At 33.6% G+C, this 16,276-nt stretch carries 24 protein-coding genes; all 24 read right to left on the bottom strand.

All coding sequences use genetic code 11. The features are described 5' to 3' along the window. Positions 1-22 precede the first annotated feature (22 nt). The 24 genes from KGNDJEFE_RS07640 to KGNDJEFE_RS07750 all read right to left on the bottom strand — a co-directional run bounded on the left by KGNDJEFE_RS07640 (position 23) and on the right by KGNDJEFE_RS07750 (position 16,272). Positions 23-442 carry a hypothetical protein gene (locus KGNDJEFE_RS07640; protein ID WP_006439311.1) on the bottom strand — a complete coding sequence of 140 codons (420 nt, stop codon included), beginning with the start codon at positions 440-442 and terminating at the stop codon, positions 23-25. Positions 443-457: 15 nt separating this feature from the next. Next, positions 458-1,024 carry a hypothetical protein gene (locus tag KGNDJEFE_RS07645; protein ID WP_006439310.1) on the bottom strand — a complete coding sequence of 189 codons (567 nt, stop codon included), beginning with the start codon at positions 1,022-1,024 and terminating at the stop codon, positions 458-460. 10 nt (positions 1,025-1,034) lie between these two features. After that, positions 1,035-1,409, bottom strand: a complete 375-nt coding sequence (locus KGNDJEFE_RS07650; protein ID WP_148881832.1) for a hypothetical protein — start codon at positions 1,407-1,409, stop codon at positions 1,035-1,037. Positions 1,410-1,567: 158 nt separating this feature from the next. Beyond that, a complete protein-coding gene (locus KGNDJEFE_RS07655; protein ID WP_006439308.1) occupies positions 1,568-1,930 on the bottom strand; it encodes a hypothetical protein in 363 nt (120 codons plus the stop codon). A gap of 156 nt (positions 1,931-2,086) precedes the next feature. Further along, a complete protein-coding gene (locus KGNDJEFE_RS07660; protein ID WP_006439307.1) occupies positions 2,087-2,410 on the bottom strand; it encodes a hypothetical protein in 324 nt (107 codons plus the stop codon). A gap of 156 nt (positions 2,411-2,566) precedes the next feature. Further along, positions 2,567-3,040 (bottom strand): hypothetical protein, encoded by a 474-nt coding sequence (locus tag KGNDJEFE_RS07665; RefSeq protein ID WP_006439305.1) that lies wholly within the window; start codon positions 3,038-3,040, stop codon positions 2,567-2,569. Continuing rightward, positions 3,040-3,633: a putative phage tail protein gene (locus tag KGNDJEFE_RS07670; protein ID WP_006439304.1), complete on the bottom strand. Its 594-nt coding sequence runs from the start codon at positions 3,631-3,633 to the stop codon at positions 3,040-3,042. Before KGNDJEFE_RS07670 ends, KGNDJEFE_RS07665 begins: the two co-directional genes overlap by 1 nt. Beyond that, positions 3,626-4,681 carry a baseplate J/gp47 family protein gene (locus tag KGNDJEFE_RS07675; RefSeq protein WP_006439303.1) on the bottom strand — a complete coding sequence of 352 codons (1,056 nt, stop codon included), beginning with the start codon at positions 4,679-4,681 and terminating at the stop codon, positions 3,626-3,628. The genes KGNDJEFE_RS07670 and KGNDJEFE_RS07675 overlap by 8 nt, the downstream gene beginning before the upstream one ends. After that, entirely contained in the window at positions 4,674-5,105 is a 432-nt protein-coding gene (locus KGNDJEFE_RS07680) for a DUF2634 domain-containing protein (RefSeq protein WP_006439302.1), read from the bottom strand. Before KGNDJEFE_RS07680 ends, KGNDJEFE_RS07675 begins: the two co-directional genes overlap by 8 nt. Then, the gene (locus KGNDJEFE_RS07685; RefSeq protein WP_006439301.1) at positions 5,105-5,407 is read right to left on the bottom strand and encodes a DUF2577 family protein; all 303 of its coding nucleotides are present in this window, start codon (positions 5,405-5,407) and stop codon (positions 5,105-5,107) included. The genes KGNDJEFE_RS07680 and KGNDJEFE_RS07685 overlap by 1 nt, the downstream gene beginning before the upstream one ends. A gap of 9 nt (positions 5,408-5,416) precedes the next feature. Then, a complete protein-coding gene (locus tag KGNDJEFE_RS07690) occupies positions 5,417-7,108 on the bottom strand; it encodes a C40 family peptidase (RefSeq protein WP_006439300.1) in 1,692 nt (563 codons plus the stop codon). Then, positions 7,109-7,744 carry a LysM peptidoglycan-binding domain-containing protein gene (locus KGNDJEFE_RS07695; protein ID WP_006439299.1) on the bottom strand — a complete coding sequence of 212 codons (636 nt, stop codon included), beginning with the start codon at positions 7,742-7,744 and terminating at the stop codon, positions 7,109-7,111. It lies immediately after the preceding gene. 15 nt (positions 7,745-7,759) lie between these two features. Further along, entirely contained in the window at positions 7,760-9,508 is a 1,749-nt protein-coding gene (locus KGNDJEFE_RS07700; RefSeq protein WP_006439298.1) for a hypothetical protein, read from the bottom strand. Continuing rightward, on the bottom strand, positions 9,509-9,658 hold the full coding sequence (locus tag KGNDJEFE_RS11775) for a hypothetical protein (RefSeq protein ID WP_006439297.1): 150 nt from the start codon (positions 9,656-9,658) through the stop codon (positions 9,509-9,511). A gap of 23 nt (positions 9,659-9,681) precedes the next feature. Then, positions 9,682-10,065 (bottom strand): phage tail assembly chaperone, encoded by a 384-nt coding sequence (locus tag KGNDJEFE_RS07705; protein ID WP_006439296.1) that lies wholly within the window; start codon positions 10,063-10,065, stop codon positions 9,682-9,684. A 16-nt stretch (positions 10,066-10,081) separates the two neighbouring features. Beyond that, a complete protein-coding gene (locus tag KGNDJEFE_RS07710) occupies positions 10,082-10,528 on the bottom strand; it encodes a phage tail tube protein (protein ID WP_006439295.1) in 447 nt (148 codons plus the stop codon). 13 nt (positions 10,529-10,541) lie between these two features. After that, a complete protein-coding gene (locus KGNDJEFE_RS07715) occupies positions 10,542-11,615 on the bottom strand; it encodes a phage tail sheath subtilisin-like domain-containing protein (RefSeq protein WP_006439294.1) in 1,074 nt (357 codons plus the stop codon). A 2-nt stretch (positions 11,616-11,617) separates the two neighbouring features. Then, on the bottom strand, positions 11,618-12,028 hold the full coding sequence (locus tag KGNDJEFE_RS07720) for a phage tail terminator family protein (protein ID WP_006439293.1): 411 nt from the start codon (positions 12,026-12,028) through the stop codon (positions 11,618-11,620). A 3-nt stretch (positions 12,029-12,031) separates the two neighbouring features. Beyond that, on the bottom strand, positions 12,032-12,484 hold the full coding sequence (locus KGNDJEFE_RS07725) for an HK97 gp10 family phage protein (RefSeq protein WP_006439292.1): 453 nt from the start codon (positions 12,482-12,484) through the stop codon (positions 12,032-12,034). After that, the gene (locus KGNDJEFE_RS07730; protein ID WP_006439291.1) at positions 12,477-12,815 is read right to left on the bottom strand and encodes a phage head closure protein; all 339 of its coding nucleotides are present in this window, start codon (positions 12,813-12,815) and stop codon (positions 12,477-12,479) included. Before KGNDJEFE_RS07730 ends, KGNDJEFE_RS07725 begins: the two co-directional genes overlap by 8 nt. Continuing rightward, complete coding sequence (locus KGNDJEFE_RS07735; RefSeq protein ID WP_006439290.1) at positions 12,815-13,111, bottom strand: head-tail connector protein; 297 nt, start codon at positions 13,109-13,111, stop codon at positions 12,815-12,817. The genes KGNDJEFE_RS07730 and KGNDJEFE_RS07735 overlap by 1 nt, the downstream gene beginning before the upstream one ends. 75 nt (positions 13,112-13,186) lie before the next feature. After that, on the bottom strand, positions 13,187-14,389 hold the full coding sequence (locus KGNDJEFE_RS07740) for a phage major capsid protein (RefSeq protein ID WP_006439289.1): 1,203 nt from the start codon (positions 14,387-14,389) through the stop codon (positions 13,187-13,189). After that, positions 14,379-15,107: a head maturation protease, ClpP-related gene (locus tag KGNDJEFE_RS07745; RefSeq protein WP_050754633.1), complete on the bottom strand. Its 729-nt coding sequence runs from the start codon at positions 15,105-15,107 to the stop codon at positions 14,379-14,381. The genes KGNDJEFE_RS07740 and KGNDJEFE_RS07745 overlap by 11 nt, the downstream gene beginning before the upstream one ends. Then, positions 15,100-16,272, bottom strand: a complete 1,173-nt coding sequence (locus KGNDJEFE_RS07750; protein WP_006439287.1) for a phage portal protein — start codon at positions 16,270-16,272, stop codon at positions 15,100-15,102. Before KGNDJEFE_RS07750 ends, KGNDJEFE_RS07745 begins: the two co-directional genes overlap by 8 nt. Between the last annotated feature and the right edge of the window lie 4 nt (positions 16,273-16,276).

Raw genomic sequence — 16,276 nt, forward strand, 5'->3', positions numbered from 1 at the left:
CTCCTTCTTTTGAAATTATATATTAAAGTGATATTCCCTGAGCTGACAACTCAAGCAACGCCACTCTATAGGCATTATCTACTATCATATCCTCTTGAAATTTTTCGTTTGATTCAAGTTTTTCAACTCGTTCATGTAGCGACGGCGTTTGCGGAATTTCTGGAGGATTAGGCTTTTCTCTATATTCGAATACTATTTCTTTTTTAGCTACATCGACATGGTAACTTGTACACTCTGCAAATTCTGTCTTAAATTCACCAAACTGTAGTTCCATAAAATCTACTTCACTTTTGTTGTATTTACTAAGTTCAGAGTAGATTATCCAATCGTCCTCACTTGTTGTTGGATTAACCCAACCTTCTGCCTCTCCTGTGTCTAATATTACACGTCCGTCTACTTTTAAATAGTAAATTCTTTTCCCAATATATTTGTATCCTGCCATTTTATCACTCCTTTTTTAGCCTATCGCTGTCCATTTTATTGGTGCTTTCATAAAAAAATACTCTGGATAATTGAGTTCTTTATACGCAGTCATAACAATAGTCGCCTCTTTACTTGTTATATTTTTTACAAAAACTTTTGTTTCTCTAATAGGGTATTTTAAATTACCTATTCCTGCTGACGTAGAAATATTGTAATTGTGTTTGCTATCTACACTAAGTCCATATGGTGCATACATTCCTTCTTCAATTGTTTTTGAATGATTCATATATTCAAATTTGAATATAATTCGTTTTGGTGTAAAATTAAGATTTAGTGGAATTTTCTTTTCAAACTGTAAATATTCATTATTAATTAGAGTACCTTGACTATCATTATCTCTAACTTTTAAATCCGAATTATATTCTCCTTCTGCTATTTTTTTATACTGTCCAACCATAGTATCCATTTTGTTAACTACATCTGCTAAATCTGTAGCCCGTTCTCCACCAAGCTCTACTAACTTGTTATCTATATTATTTGCTACTGTTTTTAAATTTTCTTTTTGTGTGTTTGTATTGTTTATGGTATTTTTTAAGTCCACTTTATCACCTCTATTCTATTAGAATTACATCTTCTATTTTTAAATTCCATCTTAGCCCACTTTCGCTTACTCCAAGATATCTAATAGCCACGCTAAACTCTATTTCATTTCCATTACTTATTTTAAAATTGTCAAATTTAACACTTTGGCTGTACGGATTTGTATAGAATACCATTGCGTTACAATCATGTTTAGAATCTACTATGAAATATCCTTCATATTCTTGCTTGTTATCATCTCTTTTAGCTTGACATATTAAAAATGCTTCTTTTGGGTTAAAATCTACATTGAAACTAAAAGAAAGCGTTTTAATACTAGTATATAAACCCTTAAATTCTTTGTTTAAAGTTAGTATTGCTATCTTTTTATAATTCTCTTTTAACATCTTATCAATTGCGTCAGGTACTGCATTTAAGGTATCAGCAATTGTACCCCCCCGATAAAATTCTTTCATTTATTTTATTCTTTGCAAGTTTTAAATCATTTTTGTATTTATTCGTATTATCTATTGTCCTTTTTAAATCTTCCATTGTTTACTCCTTTCTATCCAATTAAAGTTACATTGATAATCTTTGTATAACCATACGAAGTACGAGCTTCACCATAGAGAGTTAATTTTTTCTTAACTTTATCATATTTTACATTTTTTCTTTCTAAATATACACTAAAAAAGTTATGATTTATATCTAGTGTATCTTTTGTTAAAAAATTTCCATCTCCATAACCATAACCTCCATAATCTGTATCATATCCCTCAAAATCAAATATGTAGTTTTTTGGTTCAAATTCTACTGAACTTAAATCTATTTCTACTTTTGCATCTACTTTTGGCATATTAGAATCATAAAAAACAAATTCTGCATTAACTCCTTTTAATATTGCTATCTTTTTATATTGTCCCAACATTTCCGTAATCCGTTTTGGAGTTTCGGCTAAACTTTTAATATCGCACCCCCCCCCCGTACTATGCTTTGTTTAATTTGGTTTGTTACTGTTTTTAAGTTATTTTTTAAAGTATCTGTTTTAGTTATTGTATTTTGTAAGTTTTCCATTTTTTCACTCCTAACCAATTAAAAAAATTTCGACAATCGAAAAGTTGCCGCTGTATGAACTGTTTATGTCAAATTCTACTTTTTCTTTTGAAAACTTCCAAGTATTTTGCATTATGTGAATTGTTGCTAAATTAGTAGGTTCAGTCGATGTAATCCAACCTGTAGATGGATTAGGTCCAAATTCTCCACCTTTGCGTATTTTTACAAATGCATATTTAGGTATAAATTCTAAATTCGTATTTATTGTAATTATATTGCTAGTATAGCTTTTAAAAGAATACGAAATTTCTGGGTTAAATTTTAATATTGCTAGTTTACTATACTGTCCTAACATACTTTTAATATTATCAGGTATCTCATTTAAACTTTTAGAAGTGATGCCCCCCCCCGTACCACAGTTTCATTTATTTTGTCCTTAGCTAACTTTACATTATTTAATAAAGTTTCTGTTTTAGTTATTGTGTTTTTAAGATTTTCCATATCCTACCTCCTATACTGTCGGTGTTCCTATCTCTGTCTCAAGTTCTGTATTAATTCCACTTAAACGTGCAACTTGTCCTGTTAGTTCTTGTTCTAATGATTGTGTCTTAGTCTCTAAAGCCTTAACTTTAGTAGCTAGTGCGTCTATCGCTTTCTGTACATCTGTAGCTCCTAACTTATGCGTGTCTGTGTATTTCACTTTGTTAGCTGACAAGTCTATGTTGTCTACCTTGTTGTTTGTATCAACGATTTTATCGTCTATCTCGTCAAGCACCTTGTCTAGTGTAGTTCCTTCAAATTTGTTTTTAGCATCTATTATAGATATATTTGTATCTGCCAAATCTATGTTTTCTATAGCTGTCTTTAGATCTCCAACAGCTTTATCAACCTTCTGATTATCGTTATAAAAATCTTCTCTTCTTACTGTTTCATTACCTTCCCAGGCATTCAAACCTAAATTAGGTGTCGTTTTTGCACTCGGCATTATCTAACCGCCTCTTTCTTTTCTGTATATACTTCTAATTCGTTCCAAGTCAGATTAAGAGCATCCCACTCGTTCCAAGTCTTATTATACGAATCGAACTCATCCCAAGTAAGATAGCTATATTCATACTTATAATCCAAATGTGCAGGCTTTATTCTTTTAATTACTTTGTCTAGCTCATCAAGAGCTGCTGGAATACCTTTTGTTCCTATAAACTTAATAGTAAAAATATAATGCTCAAAATCCTCTATCACATCACATTCTCCGTTCGAATATGCCTCAGCTACCTTCTTAATAACCTCAACTGTAGTAATATCTCTCCTTCTCATCTCGGCCATAACATTACTTCTTCTAGTCTCATAGCTAAGTTTCTCGTTAGTTTCTAACTTCACCAAATCTTCCCAGAACTCAAGTCCCCATGTTGCAGTACTCACAAAAAACTGATTAAAAAGATCCGTAAATGCTTCCTTCAACTTATCAATCTCTATATCCAAAGCATCCATGAAAGGTTTATCAATTTCATTCTGCAGAAGTTTTGGAAACTTAGAATAAATATTGCTCTTATCATAAAACCAATTATATTTCTTAAGCATCACTCACCACTCCATCCAAGTTCGCAACTGCTATCTGTTCATCTCCTACTACTACATCTGAAGTAGCTCCATTTAACTTCAAGCCTTCTATATTAACTACCTCACCTATATTTGCTAGTAACCCAAGCACTTTAATATAAGCTATCTTTGTGCCTGCTTCCTTGAAATATTCATTAAGAGCTACCAAGAAGTCTGACTTAACATTCTCTAAAATAGAATTAGCTGCTAATGTAAGAGTAGCTGTTATGTTTATATTCATAGCAGTCGGAGTTATAACTGTAGGATTAGCTCCAACTGGTTTCTTGCTCATTATATATTCCCTACAGTTTTTCAGAACTTCCTCATCGACCGCCGTATTACCTTCTCCAAAGATAACAACCTTAACAGTACTAGGACCATTCCAAAGACCAGTAGCTTTTGCATCTTTCACTCCATCAATGCTCCTTGCCCATTGCTCATAGTCGGCCTCATTACCAGATGTTGCTTTATCGGTCATATAGATATCAAACCTCTCTCTAAAGTCATCATCTGACTCTCTCTCAGTACCACCCTTAAATGGAACTCGGTTATAAATCTTAGTAATATTGCTATTAGCCTCAACCAAATTAAACTCTGTATTAGCATTTAAGTTATACTTCAAACCTATCTCTGCAGCTTGTATAGGGCTACTATTTTGCTCATTGTCAGCTACTAGAGTAACATCTTTTATAACTGTATAAATCAGACCTGCATATTCTATTTTCGTACCATTTTCTATAGTAGCTCCTATAGTTCCCTCAAAATAAACCTCTCCTGTAGCACATTCTCCTAATTTTCTTTTAGGGCCAAATTCATTTATTCTCTCGTCAAGAAATTCGCCAAAGGTATTTTTAATAAATACTAGATCCTCCACCATATCCAATGCCGAATATGCTTGTGCCAAATCTGTAGCCATAGCAGATGCATTATTGTAAGTAGTAGAGCCTTCAATTTTCGCCAAATCAGTCTTTGTATTTGCTAAAATCCTATCTCTAATAACATCAACTGTTTCTGTTGCATATCTAGACACTTAGCTCCACCCCCTCATTATAAATAGTATCTATATTAAGATATAAACTAAGAGTATCTCTCTCAAAAGATGCATCTAACTTATTTATATTCTTAATATATGGATTAATACTCAGAGCCTCTTTAATATATCTAGTAGCCTCCGATTCCGTATAACCTTTCGTATACTTATCTCCAACTAACTCGTCTAGCTCTGTTCCATAATCACTTGTAAAAATTGGATACCTATATCTAGCTATCTTAATAGCCTTATAAATCCACGCTTTCAAAGCCTCATCTTTTTCAACTATCTTATATTCCTTAGTATTCTCATCTATAATTGGCTTATCTCGACGAAAATCCCAAGCTATTTCCTTAAAAATTTCAAGATCACTAGCTTCCTTCTTACTATCCGATAAAATAAACGGATATAATTCATTCGACATTAGATACTCACCACCTTGTCGATTATTACAAATTTATCTCCTCTTGCTAACATTACTACTGTATCGCCAGTTTTTATTTCATATTTATAATCATTCTTGTACATAGGTTTTTTATCAAGTCTATCCTTTACTAGAGAAGATATTAGTAGATTTTCTTTTTCTAAAATAATATCTTTAAACTTAATTTTCAGATTAGGGTATCCACTTTTTACCTCTCCAAGAAATACTTCTTCTTCCTTAGCATCTTTTATAAGCCCTTCTATAAGAGCTGCCAACTCTAACATTGGGTTATTATCTTTCATTACTACCTCCTACAAGAACCTTCTAGCATTGTGGAAATCTCCTCTACTAGACAAACTACTTATCTTTACTACATCTCCAGTTTGTGGTGCGTGTATGTATTGCCCACCACCGACATACATTCCTACATGATGTACTTTACTTTTACCGAAGAATACCAAATCACCAGGTTGTAAGTTACCTTTACTTACAGATTGGCCATACCTACTCTGTTCTGAAGATGTACGTGGAATTGATTTTCCCATCTGTTTGGCCACCCAATAGATTAATCCACTACAATCAAAAGAATTAGGACCCGTTGCTCCCCATTTATATGGTTTACCAAGCTGACTTTTAGCTAATGTAACTGCTCTATTATTTCCACCTCCAGCAGAAGAAAATCCTGTACCATTTCCAATTATAATTTCTCCATATTTTCTTCCCCAGGCATAAGCACTTTTCTTGTCTGGATAAAGCAAATCTATGTGATAAACTCCATTAACGACCTGTATCTTTCCTCCACGATCATTTACACGATATACCTTTCCATCATTGCTTGTACCAGTTCCACAAACTTGTATTTGCGTATTAAATGGAATTGATGGAGGTGCTGCACATGTATTAGAACTTGGATTAAGTCTCTCTCCGTTTGCTGCAACAAACCCTCCTTGAAGTTTATCGTTGCTTGGATAATATGCAGTGAATAGAGCTTTAACCTTTTTACCATTTAATATTCCACCACCAGATGCTCCATCGGCGTTCTCCTCTTTACCATCCTCAGCCTTCTCATCCATGATATTCTCAAAATTCAAAGTCAGACTGATTTCGTGATGGTTATTAGAATATGTATGCGTATCACTATCAATGTAAAACTTACCTACTAAGCCACTTACAGTATCCTTTACCATAACAGCATTTCCAGTAACACACGTTGCATCTCCAATCCCTTTCAGATTACACTTCTTATCAACGTCCTTAAATATCTCATTTATCTCATCGTTACTAAGACCGCCGTCCTTCATTTCCTTGACTTCCTGGATAACTCCATAAACGTCAATCAACTCTTTTTTATCCTTTACTTCTTTCTGATTTCCATTAGAATCAGTGATAACTATTCTATCAACTATATTCTGAGCATCTATAGAATACTCAGAATCAATTAGGTTCTTTCCTTCCTCAAAGCCTACCTTAAGTACTGTAACACCCTTTTCAATCAGATATACCTTCTGTCTAGTTATTGCGAACATATACTTTTTCTTACTACTCTTAGCCTCCTCAGTATATGCAGTCATGATAATATCGTAAAAAGACTTGTTCACGAAAACCTTAGACATCTTAGTCTTTCCTTTTACGATATCACCTCTTACAAACTTATTCTTTTGTAATACTTCTGATGCTATCTCATCAGCTCTCTTATTCGTAAAGTTGAAAGAGCCTTTACTCTTTGTAAGTCTCCACCCTTCATCAAGAGCTGTATACTTAAAAGTATCAGAGGAACTATTCTTATCTATACTCAAAACAGTTCCTCTAAATACTTCCTCTTCCTCATCATAAAACTTTGCCATATCTCCATTAGCTATATTGAATCCTGCTGATCTTATTGTACTGAACTCACATTTTCTTCCACACTGTTTAATATCTCCGCTAGTTGTTACACTCTCAGTAATATTTGTGATATCGTACTTGCTTCCGTCCTTTTTCTGAATTACCATCTTTATATTCATTTACGGAATCACCAACTTCCAGCCATCAACAATTAAATTAGGATTTTTTACCTTATCCTTATTTGCATTAGCTATTTTCATATATTGACTACCATCTCCATAATACTTCTTAGCTAATCCCCAAAGAGTATCTCCACGTTTAACTATATGTGTTGTGCTGCTCTTTTTCTTTTTAGTATCTGTAGGTCTCTTTGTAGTAGTTGGCTTTTTAGTACTAGAGCTATTAGTAGCAGGAGCAATCTGAGGAATTTCTATCTCCTTATACTCTGTAAGAGATAATGAGAAATATACATCTCCAAGACCATTTATTTTATAAGTTTTCTCAAAGGATTCCACTAAAAATTGCTTATTTATATCAGTTCCCGTCATTATAAATCTAATCGGCTTTTTCTCTCTCTTAGCCGACTCTATATGATTTATAAAAGTTTCTGGCTGTGGAAATCCATTATACTGACAAAATGGTCTGTATCTGCTAGGGAAAAAGGAACTGAATGATAGAGTATCTAATTTTTCGCCACCATATAAACCTACTTCTCCAGAATTTACCAAAGAAATAGTATTAATATCCGCCCCAGTTTTTACAGATACCTCTTGTATGGGTACTGGTAGCCTTAAATCATCAATATAAAACTCCATATTTCATCATCCTTCCTATGCAAAATTAAGCAATGCTATTCTTAGCATTTCCACGAACTGAGCCACTATATCATTAATATCCATATTGTTAGCTATATTGAATGAATCTGCTAATTTATTAATAGTTATATTTATTATGTTCTGCCCATTTCCAGAACTTACTGGTGTAGGCATAGCTCTATTAACCATTGCCCTACTCTCTCTATTAGTAAATACTTTAGAACCACTTGGCATCTGTACAAGCTCTGGTCCATGTTCACCAACCACAGATAATCCACCGCTCCAATACTTAGTACCAGTAGCATTACCACCAAGGAACCTACTAACTCCGCCACTTATAAATCCAGTAACACTAGATAATGCGTTTCCTATTCCATCTATAAGAGGCTTCACAAAATTATAGGCTTTTTTAACTATATTCATTATGCTAGTAAATACTCTTTTAAAAGTATTCCCAACAGTAGTAAGCACACTTCCAACGTTTTTAAGAGATGGTGCAATAGCACTAATTGCACTTTTAACGTATGGAGCTACTGCAGATACAATCTGAGATATTCCATTAAGAGCAACTGATGCGACACTTAACAACCCACTAAACACAGGCCACAATGCTTTTATAGCTTGCCCTATAACTGGAGCAACAGTCTGTATAATACTTCCTACACTCTGCCAAACTTCCTGGAATATAGGCTGTAATACTGGCATTTGTGAACTTAAAAAGCTAACAGCTCCACCTATCCCTTGCCCTATAGCATTTCCTATAGCGGTAAATGTAGGTAAAGCTCCTTGTAGCATAGAAGTAATTCCCGTCATAGCAGGAACTAAGCTCTGTAATATCCCTGTACCCATTTCAGCTAGACCAGTCTGTAAGTTCCCTACCATTGTAGAGAATGCTCCAGCTCCACTCTGTGCTAATTTAGCTGAACCACCAGAATATAATTTAGAAAGTTCCTCCCTAGTCTTTTTAGGATCATCTGTGCTTGACCCCTTATAGCCAAACTCTTTTAGTCTTTCCATTTCGCCCATATCGGCATCAGCTAGAGCCTCCATTGCATCACTAACTGTCTTTCCAGGATTAAGAGCTGCCATATCCTCAGCTAATTTCAAAGTCTTCATAGCCTCTTTTGTAGAGCCCTTACTTATCTGTAATGCTCTTGTCCCTGCTTTCATAACCTCATCTGTGGTAAATGGTGTCGCATTAGCATTTTTTCTAAGTGCTTTAGTGTAGTTAGCACTCATTTTGCTTATCTGTGCTGCACTCTTGTCCTTGTTGTTAACTCCCATGAAATGACTAACAGAAATCTGTTGCTTTTCTAAATCCATAGCCGACTTGACTGATGTCACCAAGGCGGTTACTGCAATAGTAATTGGAGCTCTAAATGCAGATAACTTAGACTTAATAGCTCCTATCATAGAACTAGCTTTATCCTTTAGAGCTACAATTGGCTTGACTGACATCCTTCCTACTGCTTTTGCTGTATTTTTTATCTTGTCTAGCTTTTCTTTTGCCAACTGTGTATTAGCTACAACCTTAACTATCCGAGACCTTTTATCTTTAAATTTTGTTCTAAGCTTTTTTAACTCTTTATGAGCCTTAGTAGCATCTAATCTTGCAGTATATTTTTCTTTTGCTGTTTTTCTAAGATTATCTCTAGTGCTTTTCAACTCTCTCTGGAACTGTTTCTGTTCTCTTCTTATCTCTCTCATAGTTCCAGACATATTATCTTTTAGTGAAATTACTGCACTAATATACTTTTTTCCCATTTATTCACCTCCACCTAAGAAGGCATTATAAAATTCTATCTTTTTATCTTCTTCTACTCTCATAGAAGCTAAATAAAAGAGCTTATCAACATAACTCATATTGATAAGCTCATCTAATCTATGCCCACGATTTATATAGTGGGCATACATCTCTAAAAATCCATCTCTTTTTATTACTTTTTTAGTTCTTCAACTTCTTCTACTCCATCATATCCACTCATAGCTACTAGTTTTCTAGCTATATCAGCTACTTCAAAGGTATCAAATATCTCAAATAATATATCTGTTGGTTCTTTTATCTTATCTTTGAAGGCTTCTAATACTTCTGGGGAATGTAAATTAGGTTCTTTTAGACATTCATATACTAAATAGCTATCTGCAAACTCTTCATCCATCTCCTGCACATCAAAAAGTAGCTCTTTATCTGGTTTTTCAACTACTATACATGCGTCTATTGATTTTACATATAACTTTTTAATTTCTTTTTTCTTATTTTTAAAAAACTCTTTTCTTTTTAATATATCTTCTATAGTTATTACTTCCATATTTCTAGCCATTTTTACTCTCCTTATATTATGCTGCTAATATTTCATCTGGCATATCTGAATCAGATGGTGTAAATCCAAATGATGTTTCTTCTTCAATTTTTGAACCTTTTTCAAAGCTCATAAGAGTTAATTCATTTAGCCAAACATTTCTTAATATACAAGTTTCTGTCTGTTTTGCTATAGCGTTAGGAGATTTTAGCTGACCCATAAGTTCGCTTCTTGGGTCTTCACCTCTCTTAATTGCTTCAAGATATGCTTTTTTACCTCTACTGTATACTTTTGTGAATTTCATAGTACCTTCACCAGTTAGAGATACCAAGTTTGAGTCGTTGTCTATTCCTATGATTACATCTTCTCTATTTATAGTTATCTTAGCTTCAAATGATGCTATCTCAGCTATTAAATATCCATTCCACCATAGTTTCCCATGAGTTCCATTTATAACATTTGAACCATTATATTTTCCAGCCATAAACTAATCCTCCTTACATATAAAGTTCTAGTTTTAAATCTTCCATTGCGTCGGCTATTCTGAATTTTGCGTAACCAAATACATAAGAGCCAGTATTAAATTCTTTTAATTCTTGCTCTGTCATTGTAGTTACATCTACACCAGTTCCTTTTATCCACTTCTTCTGAGCCTCAAATGCCACATCAGCTTCATTAATCACATTAGGATCTAAAAGCTCCTGTTTCCGAAGTGAATCTAAATAGCCTTTTATTGCACCAAAAAAGAGAACCTTATTCGGATAAGTATTCATTACTTTTCCAACATAGTAGTTCTCCCATGTATCCTGAATATCGGCTTTTATTAAGTCTGCCGTATCTAATATTTTTATCTTTTTAAAATCTTCTATCTCTCCAAGGCCAACCTCTGTCATAGCGGTTACACCTCTGACGAATTTTATTTTTTCGCCATCGTTAGTTAAGATTAATTCTCCATTATCAACTGCTGCATTTTCATCTTCATGTACAGTTATTTCTGTAACCTCTTCTAGCACATGATATGTGATTGACTGTGTACTAGGTAGACCTGCTAGTATACCAGCAACCCTTGCAGTATATGCCTCAGTTGAATAAGCTTTATCCTTTACCTTTATTCCCTTAGTAGTAAAGTTGATTAAACCTTTTTCTGTTTTAGACTTCACTCCAGTAAGAACAGCTTTGTAAGTTCTTCCTTTTTTTCTCATCTTAGTAATCCAAGCTTCTACCTTAGCAACACTATCACTAGGTATTTCTGGAACTGCTAGATAATTAAATTTGAAGTACTCTAATTTTTCTAATCCTTTATCTAGAGTTTTATCGCCTGCTGCGAAGTCATCTATTACTTCAACTATTACCTTGCTTGGTTCTCCAAGGAATGTAAGTCTTAGAAAATCGTAGTTATCTTCAGTCCAATCACTTTCTTTTACTTCATCAAAGCTTTTGTATGTTACTGTTTTTCCTTTTACAGTTCCAGTTGTGTCTTTAAGTACTAGAGCAACTACTCCTCTTGCACTTCTCCAACTCATATCTAAAGCTTTTCTTCTAAATTCAATCAGACATTCTGGTATTCCCATACTTATACGCCCTCCATTTCTAATATTTGCATCTTCACATAGTCCTTTTCCTCAAACATATTCATATCTTTATCTATAGTTGTGTCTATTCTGTATTGAAGTACGTTATCTATCATATCTATGCTTATTTCACTTATACTTATTGCATCCTCACCAGCTAGATTTATAGTGTAGTCAGAAAATATCTCATTGAGTTTATCTGTCATTTTTAATAGTTCTAGCTGCTTTTTATCCGTTGGAAAATAATGTATTGTAATAGCAATCATCGTTGAAGATTCGCTATTGGCTATCACCATTAACTGCACAAAAAAAGCAGGTCTTTCAAACCCGCTTCTAATATCATCTGATACTATTGGTATATTCAATGGCTTTAATTTTTCATTAACAGCTCTTGCTATATCTACTAACTTCATTTGCTATTCCTTTAAGTCAAATATTTCATCGACTAATTTTTCTATTCTTGCATCTATCTTAGGTTGCTGATGAGTCATTGTGTTCTTCAACATGTGAACTCCTTCTGCATAACCTATTACTTTTCTACTACTTTTTTTCTTTCCATGAGTGACTATATCGTGGCCATACTCAATCAAGTGTGCATGTGGAGCATTATTTCTCAATGCTCCAAAAGTCTTTCCTGGTTTATCCATCTTTTGTATTTTCCAACTATCTCTTAGATGCTTACTATTTTTATATTTTTTATTTTTCTTTTCAGCCCATGGAGTTCTAGCTATTACCTCTGCTTTACATTCTCCTAAGCTTTTATCTACAAGTTTATCTGCTTTTTCTGGATATTCTTTACATATTTTGTAATACATTTTTTCTGTAAAATCATCCAATCCATCGCATTTGAAATCAGTTCCACTACTCATCGTAATTACCTTCTTTCAGTACTTTTACATCTATATGCGTTTCGTACATATCTAGCTCATCTATATTGTTTACATGTGCTATTCTATATACTACATTTTTGTAAACTATTCTCATATCTTCAGTAATATCTTCTCTGTATCTGACTTTAAATCTGTAAGTCTCCTCAATACCTTCTTTTCCTAAAGATTCAACAGTATTATTTCTCAATCTAATCTTTTCAGCCCAAGTACTCTTATAATCTTTCCAATCTTTATTTACAGATCCTATTTCATTCTCAACATTTTCTTTTCGCTGGAATGTTATATAATGCCTCATTTTACCAATCTTCATCACTTCACCCTATAATCATTACACATTGCAAGCTGTGCAACGATGTTATCTAATACATTTTGAGTTTTTAGTGATGCCTGCTCAGTACTACCTCTGCTCTCAAAGAGCTCTGCTACATACTTATAAACGTATATAGCAGATAGTCTTGAGCTTTCAAGCTGAATACTAGTCAATCCAGTTTGATTTTTTAGCATTTCCTCAGCGGATTCTATAAGAGCTGTTATAAATTCATCTTCCTCGGTGTAATCGGCATCAATTCTTAGATACTTTTTTACGTCTGCTAGTGCTACTAACATCTTTTACACCTTCTTCTTCCGTAGTAGACTCTGTTTCTTCAGTAGCCTCTACTTCTACTTTAAGCATACTTGGGATTACCGCTTTTTTAGGATTACAAGAGAATCTTTATTAGTTACTTTACCATCAACTAACATAGCTGTTTTAGTTACTTCATCATCTGTTTCTTCATCTATGTATTTTCTTATTCCCATATTGAATGCAGTATTTAGAGTATAGTCTTTAAAGTTGAATATAAATGCAAATATTTTAGTAGCTCCTAAAGTACTTGAGAATGAGTCAACATGCTTAGTTATGTGTACTCTTCTTCCTAGTAAGTATCTAGTTATTTTTCCATCTATACCATGGTCAACTCTAGCAACTAACTGCCCATTGCTATCAGTTATTCCTATGAACTGCATGAAAGTCTTTTTAGACATACACCATTCTGCAGTCTCTTCATATTCTTCTGGTATTGCCGCTTCTGCATCAAGTAGAGTTTTTAACTCTATAGCCGTAACTTCAAGAGCCTGACCTTCATTTGCTTCTTCTTTTAATATCCCTTTTGGTTTTCCAGAACCATCTCCATTTATTATTGCTTCTTCTAAAGCTTTTATCATAGCATCAGCTATGTTTTCAACTAAGTTAGATTCAAATGAAGCTAGTGTTAAGTTTGCAACCTCTAAAGTAACTGATACTGCACATCTTAACTTGTGATAACCAAATATTACTTTTCCATAGTCTTTTTTCTGTTTATCAGAACCAGCTCCTTCAGCAACCCAAGTTGCAACTGGTTTTAATTTTTCAACTGGTATCTCTATACCACCAGGTACATTAGTTCTGTTAACTAAAGCTAATATGTTTCCGCTATTTTCTAATTTTTTTATTATCTTCTGAGATATTTCAGTTGGTATAAGTATTCCAACATCTGTAGATTTAGATGGTCCTGTTGCATTTAAGGCTGTTAATTCATTGCTTTTTTCACCTTTTACAACATAATTCATAAATGCATTTCTATAATCTAATGTATTTAGAGCATCATCTTCTATATTTTTAGATTTTTCTATAGTTGAGTCTATTACCGAGTTACCTTTTCCAGTAAAGTCAACAAAATCATCTATTGTTTTGTTTCTTAATGCGTTTAAATTAGCATTAGCTTTACCTTCTTCTTCAAATTTAGCATCTAAGTTAGCTATTTCTTCCATTTTTGCATTAGCTTCCTCAACTTTATTGGCTTCTATTAAGTTTTCAGCCTCTAATATCATCGTACTTCTTTTATTTTTATATTCTTTAAGATTCATACTTACCTCCCAATTTAAGTAAATTCAATTTAGCTGTAGCTTTATTAAGCTCATTAGCTTTTTTATTTTCCATATCTTCAAGGTACTTTGGTTTTTTGATAAAATTACCGATAACATCAGACTTACAAGCTACTGCTTCCATATCTTCCACTTTGATGTCAAAATAGTCCATGGCCTCTTCACTCGTCATCCATGTTTCAGCATTTACCATAGTTTCGATTTCCTCAAGTTTACTTTTATCTTTCAGATTTTCTCTGTAAATCTGCATAATACACTCCTGAAGTTTGTCCAATGTTTCAGACATTCCTTTCAGCTCATCAGCATTTAAAGACTGATTGTAAATATAAACTGATGGTTTATGAATCATCATACTAGACCCAGTTCTCATTACCACCTCATCACCAGCTAAAGCTATAACGGATGCTATGCTTGCTGCAAGTCCATCTACATATACAGTCTTATGACCTTTGAAGTTCTTTAACATATTGTAAATAGTTATGCCAGCAAAGACCGAACCACCACCAGAGTTTATATGTATTTCTAGATCCTTATCTTCACATCCATTTAAAAAGTTTTTAACCGATTCTGGATACTGGTCTGTATCATCCCATGCACCCCACCAACTACTCACGATATCTCCATAAAAATACAGTACTGCTTTATTATTGGTTATATTTTTTACACTCAGAAAATCTTTAAGATTGTCAACTTTATTCATCTCCATCACCTCCTTCTACAGTAGTATCTATAGTTGCGGTATCTAACCTTCTAATAGGTTTATCTCCGCCTTCTATTGGTGTTAAGTTCAGAACTTCTCTCCATTCATTTGGAGTCATAGCTCCTCTATCTACCATTGCTTGCAAGTTCAATTTTGTTTGCATACTTGCATACTGAAGTGATACAGATTCAAATACTATCCTATTTCCAAAGCCTCTTTCACGTCTGGTAAATAGCTTTCTTGTAAATTCATTTGATAACTGAATTGCTATAGGCTCTAATACTGACTCATAAAAAGCATTCCACTCATCTTCTGAGTATTTACTCTGTACGATATTTTCATTGACATTAAAAAAATCGTATAGTCTCATTTTTGCATTAGTCATCTGTAATGCATTTGGGACATACGATTCATTTTTGACCTGTTCAACATCATACTTAGGGTCGGTTGCTGCTGCTCCTCCGTTATTCTTGTCTATATTAAGATATGAGTCCACAAACTTCTGAGTCTGTTTTTCTATATCCTCTTCTTTTAAGACTTGTTTGAATTTTAAAAGCCATTTTATGACGTTACTATTTTTAATAGCTTTTACAACACCTTGGTCTGTTGTGTTTATAACTTCCATTAGAGATTTCAAAGCATCCTTTGGTGATGTACCAAATATATCATTACCATTGAAGTCAGTTCTAAGATGTATTATTCTGTCATACGGATACTTGACCTTATTTCCATTAGGCAAATGAAAGACTAATTTCAAGACTCCATTATCATATTCAGCTTCTACTCCATTAGCCTCAACTGGATAAATCTGATTTGGTAGGCCATACTCATCTGAAGTTATAACTGCAAATGCATTTCCGTTTAACAAGAACTGACTAACCATCTTTTCAAGAAATACCTGAGAAGACATCAATGGATTAGGTTCTTCGATTAAAAATCTCATGTATGGTTCTGGATTTATTACCAAATTTCCATCCTGACTTCTAATATGCTTTGGTGTCATTTTTCCTACTGCCTTCACGATGGGACGAATAGTAGCTCTTACTATGTCAGATTTATACAAGACTCCATTCCAAGTATAGAATCCATTTCCTCTTTCTTGTATAAGCTCTACTTTGGTTCTACTAGGAGCTTCTTTAGTTTTAAATATATTAAAAAATTTCACTTAT

Origin of the sequence: Peptacetobacter hiranonis (assembly GCF_008151785.1) — a bacterium.
In the GTDB taxonomy this organism is placed as follows: Bacteria; Bacillota; Clostridia; order Peptostreptococcales; family Peptostreptococcaceae; genus Peptacetobacter; species Peptacetobacter hiranonis.

Bases quoted from the DNA above. Each gene is read 5' to 3' on its own strand.
- KGNDJEFE_RS07690 (WP_006439300.1), bottom strand. From the start codon at position 7,108: ATGAATATAAAGATGGTAATTCAGAAAAAGGACGGAAGCAAGTACGAT.
- KGNDJEFE_RS07705 (WP_006439296.1), bottom strand. From the start codon at position 10,065: ATGGCTAGAAATATGGAAGTAATAACTATAGAAGATATATTAAAAAGA.
- KGNDJEFE_RS07730 (WP_006439291.1), bottom strand. From the start codon at position 12,815: ATGAAGATTGGTAAAATGAGGCATTATATAACATTCCAGCGAAAAGAA.
- KGNDJEFE_RS07715 (WP_006439294.1), bottom strand. From the start codon at position 11,615: ATGGGAATACCAGAATGTCTGATTGAATTTAGAAGAAAAGCTTTAGAT.
- KGNDJEFE_RS07680 (WP_006439302.1), bottom strand. From the start codon at position 5,105: ATGTCGAATGAATTATATCCGTTTATTTTATCGGATAGTAAGAAGGAA.
- KGNDJEFE_RS07700 (WP_006439298.1), bottom strand. From the start codon at position 9,508: ATGGGAAAAAAGTATATTAGTGCAGTAATTTCACTAAAAGATAATATG.
- KGNDJEFE_RS07740 (WP_006439289.1), bottom strand. From the start codon at position 14,389: ATGAATCTTAAAGAATATAAAAATAAAAGAAGTACGATGATATTAGAG.
- KGNDJEFE_RS07745 (WP_050754633.1), bottom strand. From the start codon at position 15,107: ATGAATAAAGTTGACAATCTTAAAGATTTTCTGAGTGTAAAAAATATA.
- KGNDJEFE_RS07725 (WP_006439292.1), bottom strand. From the start codon at position 12,484: ATGAGTAGTGGAACTGATTTCAAATGCGATGGATTGGATGATTTTACA.
- KGNDJEFE_RS07660 (WP_006439307.1), bottom strand. From the start codon at position 2,410: ATGTTAGGACAGTATAGTAAACTAGCAATATTAAAATTTAACCCAGAA.
- KGNDJEFE_RS07695 (WP_006439299.1), bottom strand. From the start codon at position 7,744: ATGGAGTTTTATATTGATGATTTAAGGCTACCAGTACCCATACAAGAG.
- KGNDJEFE_RS07685 (WP_006439301.1), bottom strand. From the start codon at position 5,407: ATGAAAGATAATAACCCAATGTTAGAGTTGGCAGCTCTTATAGAAGGG.
- KGNDJEFE_RS07710 (WP_006439295.1), bottom strand. From the start codon at position 10,528: ATGGCTGGAAAATATAATGGTTCAAATGTTATAAATGGAACTCATGGG.
- KGNDJEFE_RS07670 (WP_006439304.1), bottom strand. From the start codon at position 3,633: ATGCTTAAGAAATATAATTGGTTTTATGATAAGAGCAATATTTATTCT.
- KGNDJEFE_RS07655 (WP_006439308.1), bottom strand. From the start codon at position 1,930: ATGTTGGGACAATATAAAAAGATAGCAATATTAAAAGGAGTTAATGCA.
- KGNDJEFE_RS11775 (WP_006439297.1), bottom strand. From the start codon at position 9,658: ATGTATGCCCACTATATAAATCGTGGGCATAGATTAGATGAGCTTATC.
- KGNDJEFE_RS07735 (WP_006439290.1), bottom strand. From the start codon at position 13,111: ATGTTAGTAGCACTAGCAGACGTAAAAAAGTATCTAAGAATTGATGCC.
- KGNDJEFE_RS07665 (WP_006439305.1), bottom strand. From the start codon at position 3,040: ATGCCGAGTGCAAAAACGACACCTAATTTAGGTTTGAATGCCTGGGAA.
- KGNDJEFE_RS07640 (WP_006439311.1), bottom strand. From the start codon at position 442: ATGGCAGGATACAAATATATTGGGAAAAGAATTTACTATTTAAAAGTA.
- KGNDJEFE_RS07720 (WP_006439293.1), bottom strand. From the start codon at position 12,028: ATGAAGTTAGTAGATATAGCAAGAGCTGTTAATGAAAAATTAAAGCCA.
- KGNDJEFE_RS07650 (WP_148881832.1), bottom strand. From the start codon at position 1,409: ATGTTAAAAGAGAATTATAAAAAGATAGCAATACTAACTTTAAACAAA.